The 20502-nt window shown below is 65.9% G+C and carries 17 protein-coding genes; 6 read left to right on the top strand and 11 right to left on the bottom strand.

The window, feature by feature from the left end; genetic code table 11:
- Nucleotides 1-39 precede the first annotated feature (39 nt).
- Entirely contained in the window at nucleotides 40-1635 is a 1596-nt protein-coding gene (locus J3S28_RS03135) for a Na+/H+ antiporter (RefSeq protein ID WP_207837442.1), read from the top strand.
- Here J3S28_RS03135 and J3S28_RS03130 read toward each other — a convergent pair.
- The 8 genes from J3S28_RS03130 to J3S28_RS03095 all read right to left on the bottom strand — a co-directional run bounded on the left by J3S28_RS03130 (nucleotide 1632) and on the right by J3S28_RS03095 (nucleotide 12296).
- The gene (locus J3S28_RS03130) at nucleotides 1632-3179 is read right to left on the bottom strand and encodes an adenylate/guanylate cyclase domain-containing protein (RefSeq protein ID WP_207837441.1); all 1548 of its coding nucleotides are present in this window, start codon (nucleotides 3177-3179) and stop codon (nucleotides 1632-1634) included. The genes J3S28_RS03135 and J3S28_RS03130 overlap by 4 nt on opposite strands.
- 51 nt (nucleotides 3180-3230) lie before the next feature.
- Nucleotides 3231-3896 (bottom strand): response regulator, encoded by a 666-nt coding sequence (locus tag J3S28_RS03125; protein ID WP_207837439.1) that lies wholly within the window; start codon nucleotides 3894-3896, stop codon nucleotides 3231-3233.
- On the bottom strand, nucleotides 3893-5557 hold the full coding sequence (locus J3S28_RS03120; RefSeq protein WP_207837437.1) for an ATP-binding protein: 1665 nt from the start codon (nucleotides 5555-5557) through the stop codon (nucleotides 3893-3895). The genes J3S28_RS03125 and J3S28_RS03120 overlap by 4 nt, the downstream gene beginning before the upstream one ends.
- Nucleotides 5558-5612: 55 nt before the next feature.
- Nucleotides 5613-7028 carry a CitMHS family transporter gene (locus J3S28_RS03115; RefSeq protein ID WP_207837435.1) on the bottom strand — a complete coding sequence of 472 codons (1416 nt, stop codon included), beginning with the start codon at nucleotides 7026-7028 and terminating at the stop codon, nucleotides 5613-5615.
- Between the two features lie 204 nt (nucleotides 7029-7232).
- Nucleotides 7233-8159 carry a type IV toxin-antitoxin system AbiEi family antitoxin domain-containing protein gene (locus J3S28_RS03110; protein WP_207837430.1) on the bottom strand — a complete coding sequence of 309 codons (927 nt, stop codon included), beginning with the start codon at nucleotides 8157-8159 and terminating at the stop codon, nucleotides 7233-7235.
- Between the two features lie 163 nt (nucleotides 8160-8322).
- The gene (locus J3S28_RS03105; protein WP_207837428.1) at nucleotides 8323-8955 is read right to left on the bottom strand and encodes a TetR/AcrR family transcriptional regulator; all 633 of its coding nucleotides are present in this window, start codon (nucleotides 8953-8955) and stop codon (nucleotides 8323-8325) included.
- Between the two features lie 20 nt (nucleotides 8956-8975).
- Complete coding sequence (locus J3S28_RS03100; RefSeq protein ID WP_207837426.1) at nucleotides 8976-10787, bottom strand: hydroxysqualene dehydroxylase; 1812 nt, start codon at nucleotides 10785-10787, stop codon at nucleotides 8976-8978.
- A gap of 222 nt (nucleotides 10788-11009) precedes the next feature.
- Nucleotides 11010-12296: an adenylosuccinate synthase gene (locus tag J3S28_RS03095; RefSeq protein WP_207837424.1), complete on the bottom strand. Its 1287-nt coding sequence runs from the start codon at nucleotides 12294-12296 to the stop codon at nucleotides 11010-11012.
- Here J3S28_RS03095 and J3S28_RS03090 point away from each other — a divergent pair.
- The 4 genes from J3S28_RS03090 to glgX all read left to right on the top strand — a co-directional run bounded on the left by J3S28_RS03090 (nucleotide 12295) and on the right by glgX (nucleotide 16175).
- Complete coding sequence (locus J3S28_RS03090; RefSeq protein WP_207837422.1) at nucleotides 12295-12465, top strand: hypothetical protein; 171 nt, start codon at nucleotides 12295-12297, stop codon at nucleotides 12463-12465. The genes J3S28_RS03095 and J3S28_RS03090 overlap by 2 nt on opposite strands.
- Nucleotides 12462-13151, top strand: a complete 690-nt coding sequence (locus J3S28_RS03085) for a hypothetical protein (RefSeq protein WP_307796791.1) — start codon at nucleotides 12462-12464, stop codon at nucleotides 13149-13151. Before J3S28_RS03090 ends, J3S28_RS03085 begins: the two co-directional genes overlap by 4 nt.
- A gap of 25 nt (nucleotides 13152-13176) precedes the next feature.
- Entirely contained in the window at nucleotides 13177-13965 is a 789-nt protein-coding gene (locus J3S28_RS03080; protein ID WP_207837420.1) for a site-2 protease family protein, read from the top strand.
- A 98-nt stretch (nucleotides 13966-14063) separates the two neighbouring features.
- Nucleotides 14064-16175 (top strand): glycogen debranching protein GlgX, encoded by a 2112-nt coding sequence (gene glgX, locus J3S28_RS03075; RefSeq protein WP_207837418.1) that lies wholly within the window; start codon nucleotides 14064-14066, stop codon nucleotides 16173-16175.
- A gap of 73 nt (nucleotides 16176-16248) precedes the next feature.
- Here the strand turns inward: glgX and J3S28_RS03070 are convergent, their stop codons facing one another.
- From J3S28_RS03070 to J3S28_RS03060, 3 genes are all read right to left on the bottom strand, one after another.
- Nucleotides 16249-17166 carry a cation diffusion facilitator family transporter gene (locus J3S28_RS03070; protein ID WP_207837416.1) on the bottom strand — a complete coding sequence of 306 codons (918 nt, stop codon included), beginning with the start codon at nucleotides 17164-17166 and terminating at the stop codon, nucleotides 16249-16251.
- Nucleotides 17167-17258: 92 nt separating this feature from the next.
- A complete protein-coding gene (locus J3S28_RS03065) occupies nucleotides 17259-18317 on the bottom strand; it encodes an FUSC family protein (RefSeq protein ID WP_307796789.1) in 1059 nt (352 codons plus the stop codon).
- Between the two features lie 76 nt (nucleotides 18318-18393).
- Nucleotides 18394-18810: a DUF3151 domain-containing protein gene (locus tag J3S28_RS03060; protein ID WP_084890515.1), complete on the bottom strand. Its 417-nt coding sequence runs from the start codon at nucleotides 18808-18810 to the stop codon at nucleotides 18394-18396.
- Between the two features lie 159 nt (nucleotides 18811-18969).
- On the opposite strand from J3S28_RS03060, the gene J3S28_RS03055 reads away from it, so the two are divergent.
- Complete coding sequence (locus J3S28_RS03055) at nucleotides 18970-20469, top strand: Rv0361 family membrane protein (protein ID WP_207837411.1); 1500 nt, start codon at nucleotides 18970-18972, stop codon at nucleotides 20467-20469.
- The last annotated feature ends 33 nt before the right edge of the window (nucleotides 20470-20502 follow it).

Here is a 20502-nt window from a genome sequence, read left to right as displayed (position 1 = left end):
CTGGTTCGGCCAGATGTCAGCTGAGGGAGGAATTCGCAGGTGAACGAAGGGCTCCTCATCGTCGCGGTGGTCGCGGTGATCGTTTCCGCACTGTGTCGTCGGTACGGATTGTCCGGGCCTCTGGTGCTGGTCGTGGTGGGCCTCGGGGTCGGGTGGATTCCGGGGTTGCCCGACTTCACCCTCGAACCCGAACTCGTGTTGTTCGCCATCCTCCCGCCGCTGCTCTACTCCGCCGCGCAGGACAGCTCCTATGTCGCGCTGCGGAAGAACATCCGGGCGGTCGGCCTGCTCGCGGTCGGGCTGCCGCTCGCCACGGCCGCAGGGGTGGGTGTGGTCGCCTACTACACGGTCCCTGATCTACCGTGGGCGGCCGCGTTCGTGCTGGGGGCCGTCGTGGCACCGCCGGACGCGGTGTCCGCGCAGGCCGTCGGACGCCGCCTCGGCCTGCCGCGTCGCGTGATGACCCTGCTCGGCGGTGAGAGCCTGCTGAACGACGCCACCGCCTTGACCGCCTACCGACTCGCGCTCGCCGCCGCCATCGGCGCCACCACCACGGTGTGGGACGGCATCCTGGCCTTTCTCGAGGCCGCGATCGGCGGCGTGGTCATCGGCTTGGCAGCCGGCATCGCCGTCGCCTTCGCCCGGCACTTCCTCGACGACCCACCGATGGAGACGGCGCTCGGGATCCTCACCCCGTTCGTCATCTACTTCGTGGCCGAAGAGATCCACGCCTCCGGGGTGATCGCCGTCGTGGTGGCGGGTCTCTATCTCGGCCAGCGATCGGTCCGCGAAGGCTACGCGACCCGATTGCAGGACAACGCGGTCTGGAAATCGATCGACGCGATCCTCGAATCGTTCGTGTTCCTGCTCATCGGACTGCAACTGCCTCAGGTCATCGAGGGCCTCGACGGCCGGTCGATCAGTGGGATCTGCTGGGCCGCGGCGGCGGTCTTCCTCGCCACCGTACTGATCCGGATCGTCTGGGTGTACACCGCGACGTACGGTGCCCGACTGTTCCCGCGGATCCGCAACCGTGAGGTCGCACCGACGGCGGGCTCCGTCTTCGTGGTGTCGTGGGCGGGGATGCGCGGTGTGGTGAGTCTGGCGGCGGCCTTTGCCATCCCGCTGACCATCGACGACGGTTCGCAGTTCCCGGCCCGGGACGCGATCCTGTTCCTCACGTTCGTGGTCGTGGTCGGCTCATTGCTGTTGCAGGGCACCACCCTGCCGTTGATCATCAAGTGGCTGGACGTCCAGGGCGACGACCATCAGGCCGATCTGGTCTCGCTCGCCCGGGCTCAAGACCGCGCCGGGCGCGCTGCGATCACGCGGCTCGACGAGATCGCCTCGACGATCCCGGCAGGCGATGCCCGCAGCGAACAGGTCGAGATCCTGCGCCATTGGATCAGGACCAGAAAAAATCTGGCCTGGGAAGGGCTCGGCCGCGATTCCGACGAACTCGGCGAGAGCCCGACGGAGGCATACAACCGGATTCGCAACGAGCTCATCCAGATTCAGCGTGAGGTGTTCATCGATGAACGGGACCGTGGACGGATCGACGACGAGGTGCTGCGCAGTGCGTTGCGGCAACTCGACCTCGCAGAGGGGCTCGGCGACAGCCGTAAGCAACTCTAGGCGGTCTGCGGATGCCGCGCCGCGTGCACCTCGGTCACCTCGGAGCGGCCGCGTAATTCCGTCTTCTCCTGCCACTCCCAGTGCGCCGCTTCGGCTTCCGTGGCCGCCGACACCGCCCGCCCCGAAGCCAGCGGGCGGGTCGGGTCTTTCTTCGCCAGTTCACTCAGGCGGGCAGCCTCGTTCACCGCATCGCCGATGACGGTGTACTCGAAACGCTGGATGGCGCCGACATTGCCCGCGACGACGGGGCCGTGCGACACCCCGATACCCGCCGCCAGTTCGGGGACGTCTGCGGCGAGGTTCACCGAGATCTCCCGGGCAGCGGCGAGCGCCTCGGTGGCGGTGTCGTCCAATTCCAGTGGCGCCCCGAACACCGCGAGCACCGCATCGCCCTCGAACTTGTTGACCAGCCCGTCGTGTCGCTCGACGGCGGTGACCACCACTGCGAAGAATCGGTTGAGCAGTTCGACGACCTCGTTCGGGGGCCGGCTTGCGGCGAGTGTGGTGGAACCGATGACGTCGATGAACACCACCGCAACCACGCGTTCCGCGCCTCCGAGTTCGGGATTCTGGGCCAGCGCCGCCTCGGCCACCTCGCGGCCGACGTGCCGCCCGAACAGGTCGCGCATCCGCTCGCGTTCACCGAGACCTTCGACCATGAGGTTGAATCCGCGTTGCAGATCACCGATCTCGGTGCCGTCGTAGACAACGACCCTCACCTCGGTGTCCCCGCCCTCGACCCTGGTCATGGCCTGCCGGACGGACCCGACCGGGGCCTTGATGGCGTCGATGCTCAGGTAGTTCAGGAACAGACCGGTGAACAGAGCCGTCGCGCCCAGGACCATGATCGCGATGAACACGTCGGTCTTGGTGGTGTCGTCGCGGAAGACGGCGAACAGCACCACCAGCATCATCCCGACGATCGGGATCCCCGATCCGAGTACCCAGCTGAGCATGCCGCGGGTGCGCAACCGGCTGCGGCGGGTGATGCCGGTCTCGAGCGCCTGCGCGGCGACTGGTCGCAGGGAGAACTCCGTCAGCAGGTACGAGATGGCGCAGACGACCGACCCCGACAGCCCGATCACCAGCACGACCTTGGGGATCAATTCCGGGTCTTGGATGCCGTAACAGAGTGTGAACAGCACGTCGGCAACCAGCCACAGCCCGAGTTGCAGTCGCGTCAGCACCCAGGGCGCGCGCAGCGCCGCACGTGCCTGCTTCGGGGTGGGTCTCTCGTCGCGCAGCGCCCACCGCAACCGCCGCAGCACCCGCGTCGTGCCGACCACCCAGCCGAATCCGAACGCGATCCCGACATACACCGGGACGACGATGAAGTTGACCCACCAGAACTGGGCTTCGAGGACACTGGGTTCAGGGATCCCGACCACCACCAGCAGGATCGCCATGCCCGCGCCGATCGCGTTGGCGGTCAGCAGCGACACCGTGATCAGTAGTTGGATCCGGATCCGCTGGCGCCGCACGGTGTCGGTGGCCGAACCGAGCAACACCGAACCGAAGTCCGACTCTTGACCCGGAAACCTCATCCACTCCCCCACCCGTACCGCCGATTGACCTCAGGGCAATCTACCCGTGGACTACGGACGCCGGTACTCCTGCTTCGGCCGCCCGGTTGCGCCGTAACGCAACTTCATGGTCAGTTTTCCCGACGAGACCAGATTCGCCAGATGCCTGCGCGCGGTCGGCGGTGAAATTCCGACGACGGCCGAGACCTCGTCGGCGAACATGACGTGGTCGGATCCCTCGAACGCTGTCAGGATGAGTTCCTCAGTCTGAGAACCGGTATCGGATGCCTCGCGAAGTGCACGTCCGGTGCGTAGCGCGCCGAGCGCGGCGTCGACGGCGCTCTGTTCGGTGGTGGGAGTGGCCAGGATGCGGCGGTACTGCGCATAGGCCGATAGCCTCCTCGCCAGCTCCGTGTTCTCGAACGGCTTGATCAGGTAGGTCAGCGCACCGCCGCGCAGGGCCTTGCGTACGGCCGCGCTGTCGGTCTCTGCGCTGATCACGAAGGCGTCGCAGTGCAGGCGGGGCAGCAGGTCGAGCCCGGGGCCGTCGGGCAGGTGGACGTCGATGAGGGCGAGGGTGATCTCTGGATGCTCGGCCAGGGCGGTGACCGCCGCCTCGCGCGTGCCTGCCTGCGCCAGGACCGAGAATCCCGACACCGCGTTCACGATCGACGCGTGCAGGCCGGCGACCCGGAAGTCGTCGTCGACGATCAGGACCCCGAAGTCCTCGGCGCTCATGCGGGGTGCCCCGTGGCGACGATGCCGGGCAGCCGGGCCACGAAGACTGCGCCGCCGAGGGTGTTGTCGGCAGCTGCGGCCTCCCCGCCCCGGTCCCCGACGACGAGATCGCCACCGGTGCGGCGGGCCAGCTGCCGGGCCAGCGCCAACCCCATCCCCCGTCCACCGGGAACAGCCGGATCGACGTGGGTGGTCACCCCCTCGACGAAGACCGAGTCGGGATCTGGGAAGCCGATGCCGGGCCCGGAGTCGGCGACGGTGACCAGCAAGGTGGAATCGTCGGCGATCAGTTCTACTTCCACGAGGGCTGGGTTTCCGCCGGAAGCCGCCTCTATCGCCCGGCCGGAGGCCGCCTCTATCGCATTGTCGATGAGGTTGCCGACAACGGTGGTCACGACGACGGGGTCGCGGAGGGTGCCGTCGAGGAAGGTCTGGTCACCGAGGGTGAGGGTGACGCCGCGTTCCCTGGCCGCGGCGGCTTTGGCCTCCAGAAACGCTCGCAGGTGGGGTTCGGTGAGGTTTTCCAGGCCGGGCAGTTCGGTGCCGTATGGACCGGTGCCCATCACCTCGTCCAGATAGTCGAGGCCGGCGGCGGCGTTGCCCTGCCGGAGAAGTCCGGCGATGACATGCATCCGATTCGCGGATTCGTGCCGTTGCGCCCGCAAGGCGTCGGTCATCGACCGGATCGAATCGACCTGGCGGGTCAGGTCTTCCACGTCCGTGCGGTCGAGAACCGAGAGCACCATGCCGAGATCCTTCCCGTCGCGTGAGACGCGCCGCGAACTCACCAGCACCACGCGGTCGGCGACCGTCGCCGACCGTGGGACGTCCACCGGTGTCCGTGCAACCTCCAGCACCCGTGGCGTGAGCCCGATGGCGTCGATCGGGCTACCCGTCTGGGCAGTGACCCCCAGCAGGATCCGGGCTTTGTCGTTGATCACGCGTACCACCCCGTTCGGGTCTATTGCGATCACACCTTCGCCCATCGAATGCAGCACTGCCTCCTGCTCGCGCACCAGTTCGGCCAGCTGATCGGGTTCCAGACCCAGTGTCAACCGGCGCCAGCGGCGAGCCAGCAAAGCCGATCCCACCACTCCGATCAGCAACGCGGACAACGCGATCAGGATCAGCGTGCGAATGTCTCCGCGCAGATCGTCGGCGATTTCTTCGGTGGAGATCCCGACGCTGACCAGTCCGACCACCTCGGTCCCGCCGGGCGCGTAGATCGGCACCTTGGCCCGTACCGACTGTCCGAGGGTGCCGCGGTCTGTAGCGAGGTCTTCCCGTCCGGCGAGCGCTCGGGTGGGATCGGTGCTCAGCGGCAGGGCCAGTTCCGCGGGATCGGGGTGCGCGAGCCGGATGCCCCGATCATTGGCGATCACCACGAACAGCGCGTCGGTGCGCTCGGCCACGGCGAGCGCTTGCGCTTGCAGCGGACGCGTCCCCAGCTCAGCCGGGTCGAGGGAGGTCCCACCCGAACTCGCCACTGCCTCGCGAACGTCGGCGTCGGTGGCGACCGTTCGTGCGATCGCGAGAGCGCGTTGTCCGTACTCGTCGCGGAGCCGGTCGTCGCTGGTGGAGATCACCACCCCGAAGCCCGCCGCGAGGCTGACCACGATCACCACCACCTGCAGGAGCAAGACCTGGTTACGCAGCCGCATCACAACAGCGTAGGCACCCGCCATCACGCGGGTGCCCACCTTCATGTGCTGCGTGTCAGAACGGGATGGAGCCGACCAGGACCCCGACGACCAGCATCGCCAGCGAGACCACCACCGCCCGCCACAGCACCTTCTTGTGATGATCGGCCAGGGACACCCCGGCCAGCGAGACGAGCAGCAGGATCGCGGGCACCAGCGGGCTCTGCATATGCACCGTCTGCCCCGTGATCGAGGCACGTGCCATCTCCACCGGAGCGATCCCGTAGGTGGTGGCGGTCTCGGACAGCACCGGCAGGATGCCGAAGTAGAAGGCGTCGTTGCTCATCAGGAACGTGAACGGGATGGAGAGCACTCCGGCGACCACGGCCAGGTGTGGTCCCATCGCATCGGGGAGGATCGACGTCAGCCATTCGGCGATGGCCTCGACCATGCCGCTTCCGGCGAACACCCCGGTGAGGACGGCGGCTGCCAGCACCATCGCGACCACCGAGACGATGCTCGACGAATGTCGTGTGATGGCCGACTGCTGGTCTTTGACGTGCGGGAAGTTGATGACCAGCGCGATGCCTGCCGCGACCATGAACAGCACCGGGATCGCGATGACGTCCATGCCGAGAACCGCGAGCAGGGCGATCGTCAGTGCGGCGTTGACCCAGAACAGTTTCGGCCGCAGAGTGGTGCGGTTCGGGTCGAGGGCGTTGGCGGTGAATCCGCCGTCGGACGCATCGTCGCTCGTCCCTGCTGCGTCGTCGCCGCCCGTCGTGCCACCGCTGCGACCCGAGCCACCCGTGCCACCACCGGTGCCCACCAGCACGGCCTCGTTCTCCCGGGACAGGACCGATTCCCGGATGACGATCTTGCCGATCCGGCGACGCTCCATGATGCCGAGGTGGTACGAGAACAGCAACACGATGACGAGGCCGGCGACCAGCGACGGGATCATGGGGATGAAGACGTCGGAGGGCGAGATACCCAGTGCGGCAGCGGCGCGCGCGGTCGGGCCGCCCCAGGGCAGGATGTTCAGGGTGCCGTTGGCCAGGCCCGCTGTGACGGTCAGGACCACCGGACTGACACCGAGTTTGAGGTACAGCGGCAACAACGCCGACGTGACGATGATGAACGTCGTGGAACCGTCACCGTCGAGCGAGACGATCATGGCCAGCAGTGCCGTTCCCACCACGAGTCTGGCGGGGTCGGCGCGGACGGCCTTGACGACGCCGCGCACGATCGGGTCGAAGAGTCCGACGTCGATCATGATGCCGAAGTAGATGATCGCGAAGAACAGCATCGCGGCCGTCGGCGCGAGATCCTTGATGCCGTCGGTGATCATGTCGCTGATCCCCATGCCCGCGCCGGCGAAGAGGCCGAATGCGACGGGCACCAGGATCAGGGCCACCACCGGGGTGGCGCGTTTGGTGATGATCAGGAACATGAATGTGGCTACCATCGCAAGGCCCAGTGCTACCAACATGACGACGTCGCTCTCGTTTGCGGACTGCGGGACCGGAGTGATCCGCGCTACAAAAAAGAGTCTGGAGGTGCCCCAGATCACAGTCACGCTTGAGCGCATTAATAGCCTTTTGCGCGTTTTGCTCACTCCACACAAACCCACTCGTTCTAGGCAAAACCAGATGCTGCAGTTCCTGGTTTTGCCTGAACGACCTGGTTTTGTGGGTCAGATGACGCCGGCCTGCGTGAGCGCTCTGCGTATCCGCGCACGCAGGATCTGCGGCTTCCTGAAGTCGTCCCACACCCACCGGACGACGGTCAGACCTTCGTCACGTAGGCGGTCCTCGCGCTGTTTTTCGCGGAACACGACATCGGAAGCGCTCTCCCCGGAACTGCGGTTCTTCTCGTATTTGACCTTTCCGTCGAACTCACCGACGACCTTGCCGTCCCAGTCGAAGTCGACGCGAGCGATCAGTTGCCCGTGCTCGTCGCGGTATTCGGTCTGCAGCGACGGCACCGGTATCTCGGACCACTCGATCATCAATGCCCGACTGAGGGATTCGCCCACGGACTCGGAGTTCTTGTCGGCGACCTCGAGCGCTCGGCGCAGTGTCCCGATCCCTTTGGTCTTGCCGAACCGCTGCGCGATGGATCCGAGTTCGCTGCGGGCCACACCCAAACGCAGGGCGTGGTCCAGGACGGCAACCGCTTGAGCGAACGTTCCTTGACGTGCGACGTCGCAGGCGGTGAGCGCCAGTTTGGTCAGCAGGACGCCGTCGACCACGGTGGTGTCGGACTCCCGCAGTGCGCCACCCTCGTGCAGATGGACTTCCCGGGTTCGGCATCCACCGGCCGCAACGTAGAAGTGGAGCAGCCGCTGGTCCGGCGCCAGCAGGTTCAGGCCGTGGATCGCGGCGGCGGACACATGGCTCACCACCCGTTGCTTCGACCGACCGGCCACGGCAATCACGAGTTCGGCGTACTGCTCGTCGTGATCGGGGTCTCGGGTGTTCCCATCCGGGTCGACGGGGCGATACACGCCTCGTGTGACGCGAACCAGTTTCCCGCGGCGTACGCCGCGCCGCAGTTCGTCGTCGTCGGAGTGGCCGTCCGTTCGACGGATCAGACTGTCAGGTGCAGGCAAGAAGTCCATGGACGGATCATCGAACGCGTCCGTGCGGTGATCGTCTGTGATAGACCGATTTCCGGCCGAGCTGTGGATCGATTGCGCATCTGTGGACACCGCGACAAACCCAGTCGCTCCAGGCAAACCCAGGTGCTGCAGTTCCTGGTTGTGCCTGATCGACCTGGGTTTGTCAGTCCTCGAGGAGATACTCGGCGGTGAGTGCCTTCCACAACGGCAGATGCGGGTCGTCCCGCGGATCACGGCGGTCGAGGAGATACGTCATCGCCGCACCCCGCATGCTCGACAGCAGGATCGGATACAGCTCGTCGGTGCGGGGAGCGGCGGTCAACACCGGGCCGAGGAACGAGTCGACGGCCGTGCGGACCGTCGGTCCCAGCTCACGTTCGGCCGGCAACAGCGCACTTCGCAACCGCTCGTTGGTGCGAGCCGCGGTCCACAGCTCGATCGAGGCGACGAAGTACGGCTGATGAAACGTCGACCACCCGGTGTCGATACCGACCGAGATGCGCTCGATCGGATCGTCCGGCCACTCGACCCGCTGTGGCAACTCCTCGATACGCACCCGCGCCAGGTGATGCACAGCCGCCATCAGCAGGTCGTCGCGCGACGGGAAGTGATGCAACAGCCGCCCCCGCGAGACGCCGGCGGCCTCTTGAATCGCCAGCGTGCTGGCCTGCGCGTAACCCTTGCTGACGAGAACGTCGATGGCGGCGTCAAGAATCTGATTGCGGCTCTTCGTGCTCTTGAGCTGTTGCACCCCGAGTTGTTGTGTGCCGCCCAGAGATACGGATCCGTCCGTCATGAAACAACACTACCGCCGGGTCAGACGTCCATGATGTGCGGCAGTCCGGCCCGGTACCGGTCGCGGTCGGTCTGCTTGAACGGATCGAGGAACGGCAACTCCCACAACGGGTGAACCGCTGCCCGCTCGGCATTGCTTCCCGACGCATCGAGGATCGCATTCGCCACACGCCTGCCCGATTCGTTGGCACCCTCCATCGTCGCAAGGTCGATATTGGTCCGCACATGGTCGCCACCGATGAAGAAGTTCGGGATGGCGGTGTCGGCAGTGGGTCGGTGCTGATAGGAACCGGCCGTGTTGACCATCAACGGTGTCGCATTGGAAATTGTTGGATTCCAGGTGATTCCGGGATCGAGATGCCAGCTGACCAGTTCACTGTCCCGCAGGATCGGTGTCGACCCCCGGTTCAGCGCGCGGCTCATCTGCGCCCAGACCTCCTTGGCGATCTCTTCTTTACTGCACTGTTTGGCGGTCTTGCCGTACAGGATTCCCGGGGTGTCCCAGTCGGAGACATCCACCGACAGGCAATCATGAACCCGTCCGTCGCCGTACTTTCGACCGAAGTCGACGTCCCAGGGACCGGCCTGGAACAGCCCGGTCAGTGCCCACGGGGTGCCGAGCGAGGCGATGTGGCTGGGCGGGACGTCGGAGCGCCTGGACAGGAAGTACTGGATGCCCACCATCCAGTCGTCCTGCAGCTCGGCGATACCCGCGAGCGAGGGCGCTGCCGACAGCACTGCGGGTCGCAACAGGGGCTTGAGCCGATCGAGTGGCATCGCCGCGACGTACCAGTCCGAGGTCACCGTCGACGACGACCCGGCACCGTCCGACACCTGCACTCCTGTGATCTGACCGCCCGCGACGTCGAATGCGGTGGCCCCCTGGCCCATCACGAACTTCACCCCGCGGCCGCGGAGGTAGTCGACCCACGGGTTGATCCAGGCATGGTCGGTCGGGGCGTTGAGGACCCGGTCGACTCCGCCGCCGACGATGGTGCCCGCGTACTGACTGATCAGTCCGGTCGCGGAAGTGACCAACGCGAGGCCGATCTGCCCGATCGTCCGCGCCGATCCCAGGTCGGGCTTCGCCGCAACCGTCGCCCTTGTGAGGGCACTGACCAAGTACTTCTGGTAAGCGCTGGACTTGCCTTTCGCTTTGACGAACTCCATCCAGGATTGCTTTTCCCACTGCCCGAGCCTGCGCTCCTCGCAGCTCGTCGCGATGATCAGCTCACGGGTGACGAAGTACGCGAGCTCGTGCGGCGGGATGTCGCCCACGATCTTGAGAGACGTCGTGATCGAGTTCCTGAGGTTCTCGAGATTGACCATCGCACTGGCGTGTTCGACGAATCCGTTGACCGACTGCGGCACCGTGATCGGCGCATACCCGGCCTCGTCCAAGGCGATGACCGCGCCTTCGACGTTGATCAGATGGGTGTCCTTGACGTTGCCGCCACCGCCGACCGGGATCCGCTCCATGGTGTCCGGCACGTGCTGGTAGCAGCCGGGGAAGAACCTGAATCCGTGCTCGCCCGGAAGTGCGAGCCTGCCCCCGGCAGCGGTGTTCGGCACATCCATGCTGCGAGCTTTGCCACCGAGGTACGACGGTTCGTACACGAAGACCGAGAATCCACGCTCGATCAGCTCGTGTGCGACCGTCAACCCCGACATACCGCCACCGAAGATCGCGACCCCTCGTCCGCGACCTGCCCCCGTCGGCGGTATGGCCCGCGCCGCCGGCCCCGTCAGCGACGGCACCACCAGCGTGGATCCTGCAACGGCAGCGCCTACCCCGGCGGCCTTCAACACTGTCCGCCGCGTCACCTGCTCCATGCCGCTCCCCCATCCTACAGTCAGCACTGACTGCTTCCCTGGAGTGATGTCTACCACAGGGCATGGCGGAGAGCGGGACGATTTCCGAAAGTTGTCCCGCTAGACGCGCGCTCGCCCACCCGCTTTTGCGCTACCCACCGATAATTTCCGGTGGACGATGCAAAAACGGGTGGGCGAAGCCGGTGCTGTCGGTGGGAGAGTCGAGAAGTTGAACCGCTCGGGTCAGAGAATCTCGCGGCGCACGATCGTCTGATCGCGGCCCGGCCCGACGCCGATGCACGAGATGTGGGCCCCGGAGAGTTCTTCGAGTCGCAGCACGTAGTTCTGTGCGTTCTGCGGCAGCTCATCGAATGTCGTGCACTGAGAGATGTCTTCCCACCAGCCGGGCATCTCTTCGTAGATCGGTTTGGCGTGGTGAAAACCGGTCTGTGTCATCGGCATCTCATCGACCCGCACGCCGTCGACCTCGTAGGCGACACAGATCGGGACGGTGTCGAGGCTGGAGAGGACGTCGAGTTTGGTCAGGAAGTAGTCGGTGATGCCGTTGACGCGCGTCGCGTAACGGGCGATGACGGCGTCGAACCAGCCGCATCGGCGGGCCCGACCGGTGGTGACCCCGACCTCGCCGCCCGTCTTGGCCAGGTAGGCGCCCCACTCGTCGAACAGCTCCGTCGGGAACGGGCCCGAGCCGACGCGGGTGGTGTACGCCTTGAGGATTCCGAGGACGGTGGTGATGCGGGTGGGTCCGATACCGGACCCGACGGCGGCACCACCGGACGTCGGATTCGACGACGTCACAAAGGGATACGTGCCGTGGTCGACGTCGAGCAGCGTGCCCTGCGACCCTTCCAGCAGGACCGTCTCACCGGTTTCGAGCGCCTGGTTGAGCAGCAGCCGGGTGTCGGCGATGCGGTGCTTGAATCCTTCGGCCTGGCCGAGGACCTCCTCGACGACCTTCGCCGGCTCCAGCGCCCGCCGGTTGTAGATCTTGGTGAGGATCTGGTTCTTGAATTCCAGTGCGGCTTCGACCTTTTGGGTCAGGATGCTTTCGTCGAGCACATCTGCGACCCGGACCCCGACACGGGCGATCTTGTCCTGGTAGCACGGCCCGATGCCGCGACCGGTGGTGCCGATCTTCTTGTTGCCGAGGAACCGTTCGGTGACCTTGTCGATGGCCACGTGGTACGGCATGAGCAAGTGGGCGTCGGCGGAGATCAGAAGACCACTGGTGTCGACGTCACGATCCTCGAGTCCGCCCAGCTCGGTCAGCAACACACCGGGGTCGACGACGACGCCGTTACCGATGACGTTCTTGACGCCGGGGGTCAGAATCCCTGACGGGATGAGGTGCAGGGCGAATGTTTCGCCGTTGGGCAAGACCACGGTGTGCCCGGCGTTGTTTCCGCCCTGGTACCGCACCACCCATTGCAGGCGACCACCCAAGAGATCAGTGGCCTTGCCTTTACCTTCATCGCCCCACTGGGCGCCGATCAGCACGATCGCAGGCATGTACGCGCTCCTTCCGGACGACATGCAGATGCGCACGCCGAACCGTGGGTCAACCCTACTGGGTCGGGCCGACATTTACGTGATCGAGGTCTCTGTGGCAGGTCTGACGTGGTGGAACGGCAAGCCGGAGGCGATCCGTAGGATCGCAGGCGTCGGGCGTGCGAGGTGAGCGAGGATGCAGTGGGACCAGGACAAATACAGGTGATCGCTGAGGCCGGGGCGCCGTCGGAGTTGGTCCCGGCGGGCCTGCGCTCCACCGACGCGGTGCGCGAGCGGGCGTCGATCATCGCCGCGATCAACGGCGCAGTGGCGGACGAATCGCTCACCCGACTCGTGGTGGTGGCCGGCCCCGAGCTCCCTGACGCCTTCTGCGCGGCGGTCGTCGGCCGGGTCATGCTCGCCGAGCGGCTCGACCTCGAGATCGCACTGGTGCTGCCACACCCGACACCGGCGAGCACGATCTACGGGTTACCGACCGGTCCCGATGCGACCGCGCTCGCGGTGGACGGGGCGGCCGAGGAGCTCCCCCTCATCCGCGACGACATGGCGATCGTCCTGCTCGGGCAGGCCCGGCAGCGTGGAGTCGACGGACCGTTCGACGGGGAGAGTTACGTCGACAGCGAGCTACTGGTCCGAGGCAAGGCCAAGGCTGTCGTGATCGAACCGACCGCGACGATGCCCGGTGTCCGAGCGCGGCTCGACAAGCGGTTCCGCTCGAAGTGGCATCTCGGCCGGGCCGCGCAGACCGGCGCCCCAGCCCTGATCGTCGAACGGGACGGCATCACCGCACCGAGACCGACGAAACGGTCGACCTTTTATCGCCATCAACACCATTGGAAGCTGGTCCGGCCATGAGACCTCACTCCCGCCGGGCACCGAGATGACCGCGGGCACCACGCGGGCCGTCGCCCGGGCCGTTCGCCCCGGACCGGTTTTCCTGGGTGTGGTCGCCGCGACGGTCCTCGGTGGGGTGATCCTGTGGAACTCCGGCGGGCAGCGAACCGCCGTCGCAATCATCGGGGCACTGCTCCTGGTGATCGGCGGCTGGGTGGTGTCACTGTGTCTGCATGAATTCGCCCATGCCGTCACCGCTTTCAAGTTCGGCGACCACGGCGCAGAACTGCGCGGGTATCTGACCCTCAATCCACTGAAGTACGCGCATCCCGGCCTCTCGATTGCCTTGCCGCTCTTGTTCATCCTGCTCGGCGGTATCGGATTCCCCGGTGGGGCCGTGTATGTGAACCATGCCGGTTTCACGAAGGCGCAGCGCAGTATCGTCTCCGCCGCGGGACCGCTGACGAACATCGCGGCGGCGGTGATCCTGCTCGGTGTCATCGGGAGTCAGGACTTGTCCGCGGTCTTCCCCGAGCTCAACTTCTGGTCGGCGCTGTCGATGCTGGCCGTGCTGCAGATCACCGCGGCGCTGTTGAACCTGCTACCGATTCCCGGACTCGACGGCTACGGCATCATCGAGCCGTATCTCTCGCCGCAGACGCGCCGCAAAGTAGCGCCGGTCGGTCAATACGGATTCTTGATCATTGTCGGTCTCTTGCTGATTCCACAGCTCAATCGCGCTTTCTTCGACCTCGTCTACTCACTGTTCGAACTCGGCGGCGCCGATCGAGGCCTGGCGTCCTGGGGCTGGCAGTTGTTTGTTTTCTGGCGGTAGCGGGTAGACCACGGCGGTCAGCATCGGCGCTGCCATCTCAGCATGTCCACTCCGACGCCAGTAGGCTCGAAACTCCGTCCGATGCCAGGAGGCACAACTTGCAGATCCGACCGGGTACCGCTTATCCGCTGGGAGCGAACTACAGCGGGGCGGGCACCAACTTCGCCGTCTTCAGCGAGGTCGCCGAACGGGTACAGCTGTGCCTGATCGACGACTCCGGGGCCGAGACCCAGCTCGACCTACACGAGCGCGACGGTTTCGTCTGGCACGGCTTCTTGCCCGGTGTCGAGCCCGGACAACGCTACGGCTACCGGATCCACGGTCCACACGATCCGGCGCAGGGACAACGGTGCAACCCGAACAAGCTGCTGCTCGATCCCTACGCGAAGGCCATCGACGGGAAGTTCGAGTGGGCCGAGGCGGTCTTCGGCTACCAGTTCGACGATCCGTCGTCTCGTAACGACGAGGATTCCGGGCCGTACATGCCCAAATCCGTGGTGATCAATCCGTTCTTCGACTGGGGTGTGGACCGCCCGCCGCGGCATTCCTACCCGGACACCGTCGTTTACGAGGCACACGTCAAGGGACTCACCGAGACTCATCCCGACATCCCGGAGGAACTGCGCGGGACGTACGCCGCCATCGCACACCCGGCGATCCTGGACCATCTGACCGAACTGGGGGTCACCGCGCTCGAGTTGATGCCGGTCCATCACTTCGCGGACGATTCGGTGCTGCAGGACAAGGGCCTGTCGAATTACTGGGGCTACAACACGATCGGCTTCTTTGCACCCGACTCCAAGTACTCTCGTACCGACTCGCTCTCAGGGCAGGTACAGGACTTCAAGTCAATGGTGAAGGCCGTCCACGAGGCAGGTATCGAGATCATCCTCGACGTCGTCTACAACCACACCGCGGAGGGTAACCACCTCGGACCGACGCTGTCGTTCCGTGGCCTCGACAACGCGTCGTACTACCGGCTCGTCGAAGACGACCTGCAGTACTACATGGACTACACCGGCACCGGCAACACACTCAACGTGCGGCACCCGCATTCGCTGCAACTCCTCATGGACTCGCTGCGATACTGGGTCACCGAGATGCACGTCGACGGCTTCCGTTTCGACCTCGCGTCCGCCCTCGCCCGCGAGTTCTATGACGTCGACCGGCTCTCCAGCTTCTTCGACCTCATCCAGCAGGACCCGATCGTCAGCCAGGTCAAGCTCATCGCCGAGCCGTGGGACGTCGGCCCCGGCGGTTACCAGGTGGGCAACTTCCCACCGCAGTGGACGGAATGGAACGGTAAGTACCGCGACACCGTCCGCGACTTCTGGCGAGGCGAACCCGACACCTTGGGTGAATTCGCCTCCCGCATCACGGGTTCGGCCGACATGTACGAGCACGACGGGCGCCGCCCTGCGGCATCGATCAACTTCGTGACCGCACACGACGGCTTCACCTTGCGGGACCTGGTGTCGTACAACGAGAAACACAACGAGGAGAACGGCGAGGACAGCGCCGACGGCGAGAGCCACAACCGGTCGTGGAACTGTGGCGTCGAGGGCGAGACGGACGATCCGGAGATCCTTGCGCTGCGAGCTCGTCAGAGCCGCAACATGATTACGACCCTGCTCCTGTCGCAGGGTGTCCCGATGATCAGCCACGGCGACGAACTCGGCCGTACGCAGCAGGGCAACAACAACGGCTACTGCCAGGACAACGAGCTGACGTGGATCGACTGGGAGAACGTCGACACCGGTCTGCTCGCCTTCACGCAAAAGGTCACCGCGCTGCGCGCCGCGCACCCGGTCTTCCGTCGCCGCCGGTTCTTCGAAGGCCGGCCGATGCAGCGTTCCGCCGATGCTCTGCCCGATATCGCCTGGCTCCGTCCCGACGGCAGTGAGATGACCGAGGACGACTGGTCCGCCGACTTCGGTCGCGCCGTCGGCTTGTTCCTCAATGGCAGCGCCATCCCTGAGGTCGACGACTTCGGCGAGCGGATCACCGACAGTTCGTTCCTACTGCTGCTCAGCGCCCACTACGAGCCCATCGACTTCGCGGTACCTGCGGAATACGGCGACGAGTGGGAGGTCGTGATCGACACGATGAACCCCGACGAGGAAGCAGACCCGTTGCCGGTTCCGGCGACCATCACGGTCGGGCCCCGCGCGATCACCGTCCTACGTCGCATCGAGTCCGAGGACGCCTGACCGCCACCGATGATGGGGCGTTTTGGCGAACATCAGCCCAGGTGGGCGGCGCCAGAACAACCCATCATCGGGGTCACCAGGTCATCTTCTTGTGGCAGCTCTCCTGCATCCCGATCGGGTCGACCTGAATGGTGGCGTGGGTCAGTCCATGGGAGTCGAGGACTTCGCGGGCGGCGCCGAGCACGACGGCGTTGTCCGACGTGGCTGTGACGTGCACCGTGGCCACGTCCATGCCGGTGGTGAGGGTCCAGATGTGCAGGTCATGGACCTCGGTGACCCCGTCGAGGGCGGTCAGGTCCGCGCGGACCCTGTCCACGTCGACGTGCTGGGGCGCCTGCTGAGCCAGGATGCGGAGGGCATCGAGAGCTAGCCGAACGGCCCTGGGCGCCACCCACAGTGCGATCAGCACCGCCACGACCAGGTCGGCGTACGGCCAGTTGGTCGTCATGGTGACGATGCCGGCGATCAGGACCCCGATCGAACCGACGGCGTCGGCGAGCACCTCCATGTACGCACCGCGCACAGCGATGCTGGCCTTGGAATCGCTGCGGAGTAGCAGCATCACGACGATGTTCGCGGCGAGACCGATCAGCGCGACGATCACCAGAGTCAGCCCGGGCACCTGTGGGTCGGTGCCGATTCGTTCCACCGCCTCATAGAGGACGAAGATCGCCACCCCGATCAGCAGCACCGCGTTGGCGACAGCGGTGAACACCTCCGCGCGATGCCAGCCGAAGGTCTTGACACCGTCCGAGCTGCCATGCCGGCTGAGCAGCAGCGCACCGAGCCCCATGAGCATCGCCACCACATCGGTGAGCATGTGCCCGGCGTCGGCGATCAGGGCCAAGGAGTTGACCGAGATGCCGACCGTCAGCTCCACGACGAAGAAGACGGAGATGATGAGCGCCCCCGCAACCATCGGCCAGAGCCTGCGCTCGGTTCCGTCGGTCTCGCCGCCCGCGCCAGGACCGTGGCTGTGCGTGTGACCCATCAGTTCGTTCCCCTGTTCTTGCCCTGACACCAGGACCGATCACCAATATATGCATGATCTTGCATGTGTTGCAAGGGCGGGCTATCGGGGCGCTATCTCAACGTGGCCATCGCCGAGACCCGGGAAAGCCCGCAGGCCATGAGGAGATCGACGAGTGTCGAGCGGAGCTGCGCGAGGATCACGGTTTCCGACAACGCACTGCCCTCGACCAACTCGGGTTTGGTCCGGCGCGCGATACTCCGCAACACCCTCGCCGCCTCCACCTGGTCCGGCATTTGACCGGGATCGGCGAGCATCATGTCGTTGAGGACATCGAAGGCGTGGCCGAGCTGCCCGATGAGGTCGACGATCTCGGGTTTGATCTTCTGACCGCGTTCGGTCGAGGCAGCGGCGCGGCGAGTCAACACCCGGACGTTCCGGACGGCGTTGTCGATCGGATCGGCCATTGCGGTGACGCGGTCGAGCCGCGAACGACGGGCCCAGTGCAGCGGCGAGATCCGGCTGATCTCCTGTCCTCCGGAGATGTCCGACCGCAACGCGTCGATACCGGCCTGCGTGGTGCGGGCGTTCTCGAGGGCTTCGCTGAGCCGCTCGTGGTCCATGCGCCGCAGACCCTCGGCGACCTCGGCGAGTACATCCGACATGGTGGTCAGCACATTGGCGGCGTCGCGGCGCGCGCGCAGGACGGGGTGGGTGGGGATGAGTGCGACCACGAGAATCGCGACCAGCCCACCGATGAGTGCGTCGATCACCCGGTGGTAGCCGTCCACTCCACCCGGCGGCAACAGCGTGGCCACCAGCACCGCCGAACTCGCCGCCTGGATCGGGACCAGGGGCCCCTTGTCCACGAGCACCGCGCACAACATCGCGATGGCGACGACGACCATGATCTGCCAGGTTCCCGAGCCGATCACCGAGATGATCAGGTCGCCGACCGCGACACCGACGGTGACACCGATGGCCACCTCGAGAGCGCGACGCCAGCGCTGGCCCAGCGAGAGCCCGAGGGACACGACCGCAGCGATCGGCGCAAAGAACGGCCGTTCATGGTCGAAGACCTGACTTGCGATCCACCACGCGAGCCCAGCCGCGAGAGAGCACTGGAGGACGGGCAGCAGCGACAGCCGAACGCGGTGCAATGGTGCCCGCACGCGCGGCGGCAACCGATCACGGCCGAGGGTCGGTAGGAGCTTTATCCGCTCGACCGGAGGACCGCTCGGTTGCGGCTCAGGCGAGGCCGAGCTCGCCGGCGGCTGCGGGGTCACTCTCGTTCAACAGGTCGAGGCAGCGGAGGTATTCGTCTTCTTCGCCGATGATCTGTGCGGCACGCGCCAGCACCCCGACGCAACGCAGGAAGCCCTGATTCGGTTCGTGGCTCCACGGCACCGGACCGAAGCCCTTCCAGCCGTGGCGACGCAGCTGATCGAGACCACGGTGGTAACCGGTGCGCGCATACGCGTACGCGGTGATGGTCGCACCGTCTTTCAGGGCGGCCTCCGCGAGAGCGCCCCAGGCGACGGAGGCGGTGGGATGTGCGGCGGCGACGGCAGCGGGGTCGGCTCCGTTGAGCAACTCCGACTCCGCCTCGTCGTCTCCGGTCAACAGGGTGGGCTGGGGGCCGAGAAGATCTCCAAACGACGTCATCGGCCCATTGTCGCAGCTCCGCTCGTGGCCCGGGCCACCCGTCCGGTCGACGATCCATTCGATAGGGTGGGCCCGACGCTGCGCAGGTATGTCTTGCCGATCATCGGCTGCGACCTCGCACGTCGCAATCGATGTCGCTCGAGGACGGGGACCTGGTGCATGTCACATCCTAACGATGAAGGCAATTCTGTTGTCAGCCGCGCACTTTCGGCCATCCGTAAGCGTCGCGAAGGAAAAATAGGCCCGGGTCAGGCCACGTCGCAGGATCAAGCACCCGTCCAGGATCAAGCACCGGTCACAGAACACTCACCACAGGGGGAACAGTTGTCGCAGGAAGAAGAGGGTCGGGATACGCCGACGGCCCCGGTCGTCGATTCGACCGACATTCCAGCGACCGAATCCGAGACCTCCGCCGCGCCGGAAGCGACCGAGGAGGACACCTCCACCGACGTCTCGGCTGCCGAGGACACCACTCCCGAATCCGCGACACCGGAGCCGTCGGAGGACACAGACGAACCGCCAGGCGACGAAGACGCTGCAGATGACGAAGAAGCTCGAGTCGACGAAGAAGCTCGGGGCGACGAAGAAGCTCGGCCCGACGAAGAAGCTGGCGTGGAGGAAGAAGCTCGGGTCGACGAAGAAGCTCGGGGCGACGAAGAGGCCGGCGGCGAGGAAGAAGCCGGGGCCGATCAAGCTCCGGCCGAGGCACCAGAGGCCGTCGAGGCGACGACTACGACGGAGGCTTCGTCCCCGGAATCGTCACCTGCAGAACAGGCGCCTCCAGAGCCCTCTTCTGCGGAGTTGGCTGCCGACGAGTCGGTCGACGACACCGCCGAAACCGAATCCACCGCGACGGCGGATTCCGAAGCGGACACCGTCGCCATCGTTGCCGGCGAACCCGGCGAACCCGGCGACGACAGCGAGACCGCCGAGTTCGCGGCGGTGGCGCCGGTCGGCCTCACGAAGACGACATCCTCCGGCTCGGAGCCGCCGGTTGTCGGATCGCCCGCGGACGAGACCGAAACCCAGGTGATCGCCACCGATTCCTCCGCGCCGACGGAGGTCATCGACGCGCAGACCGAACGGATCAGCGTCACAAAGGCGCCCCGTCCGCAGGAACGTCCGGCCCAGGCATCCGGGTGGAAGGCCGAACCGTCTGCGCCCCAATACATCGCACCCGGTGGCACCCCGCAGAACCGACCGACCGGTGCCGCGCCCAAGAAATCGCGTAAGGGGCTGTGGATCGGAATCGCGGCCCTCGTCGTGATCCTCGGAGTCGTGGCCGCCGTCATCGGCGTGATCGCCACCGGTGAAGACGACGATGTGCCCCCGGCCGACGTTGCGGCGAACACCGCGCTGGAGTACACGACGGCGCTCCGTGACGGAGACATCGTCGTCCTCCGCTCGATCACCTGCGGAGAAGCGCAGGCACGTTTTGCAGGGATGTCCGATCAGGAGTTCGCCGAGGACCACCGCATCCAGAAGGCCAACAACGAATTGGTGGGGGTCGACGGGGTCAAGGCATCCAAGATCGTCGAGGACGGCAACAGCGCGGTGGTGGAGGTGATCGCTTTCAAGACCGCGACGCCCGACCAGAAGCTCGACGTCGCGCTGACTCTGAGCAAGATCGACGGCGAATGGAAGGTCTGCAAGGCGTAGCGGCGTACGACTGACCGAATGACTGCGCGCGTA

This window comes from Williamsia soli (genome assembly GCF_017377795.1).
Lineage (GTDB): Bacteria > Actinomycetota > Actinomycetes > Mycobacteriales > Mycobacteriaceae > Williamsia > Williamsia soli.
This window is presented reverse-complemented; position numbering and strand designations above follow the sequence as displayed.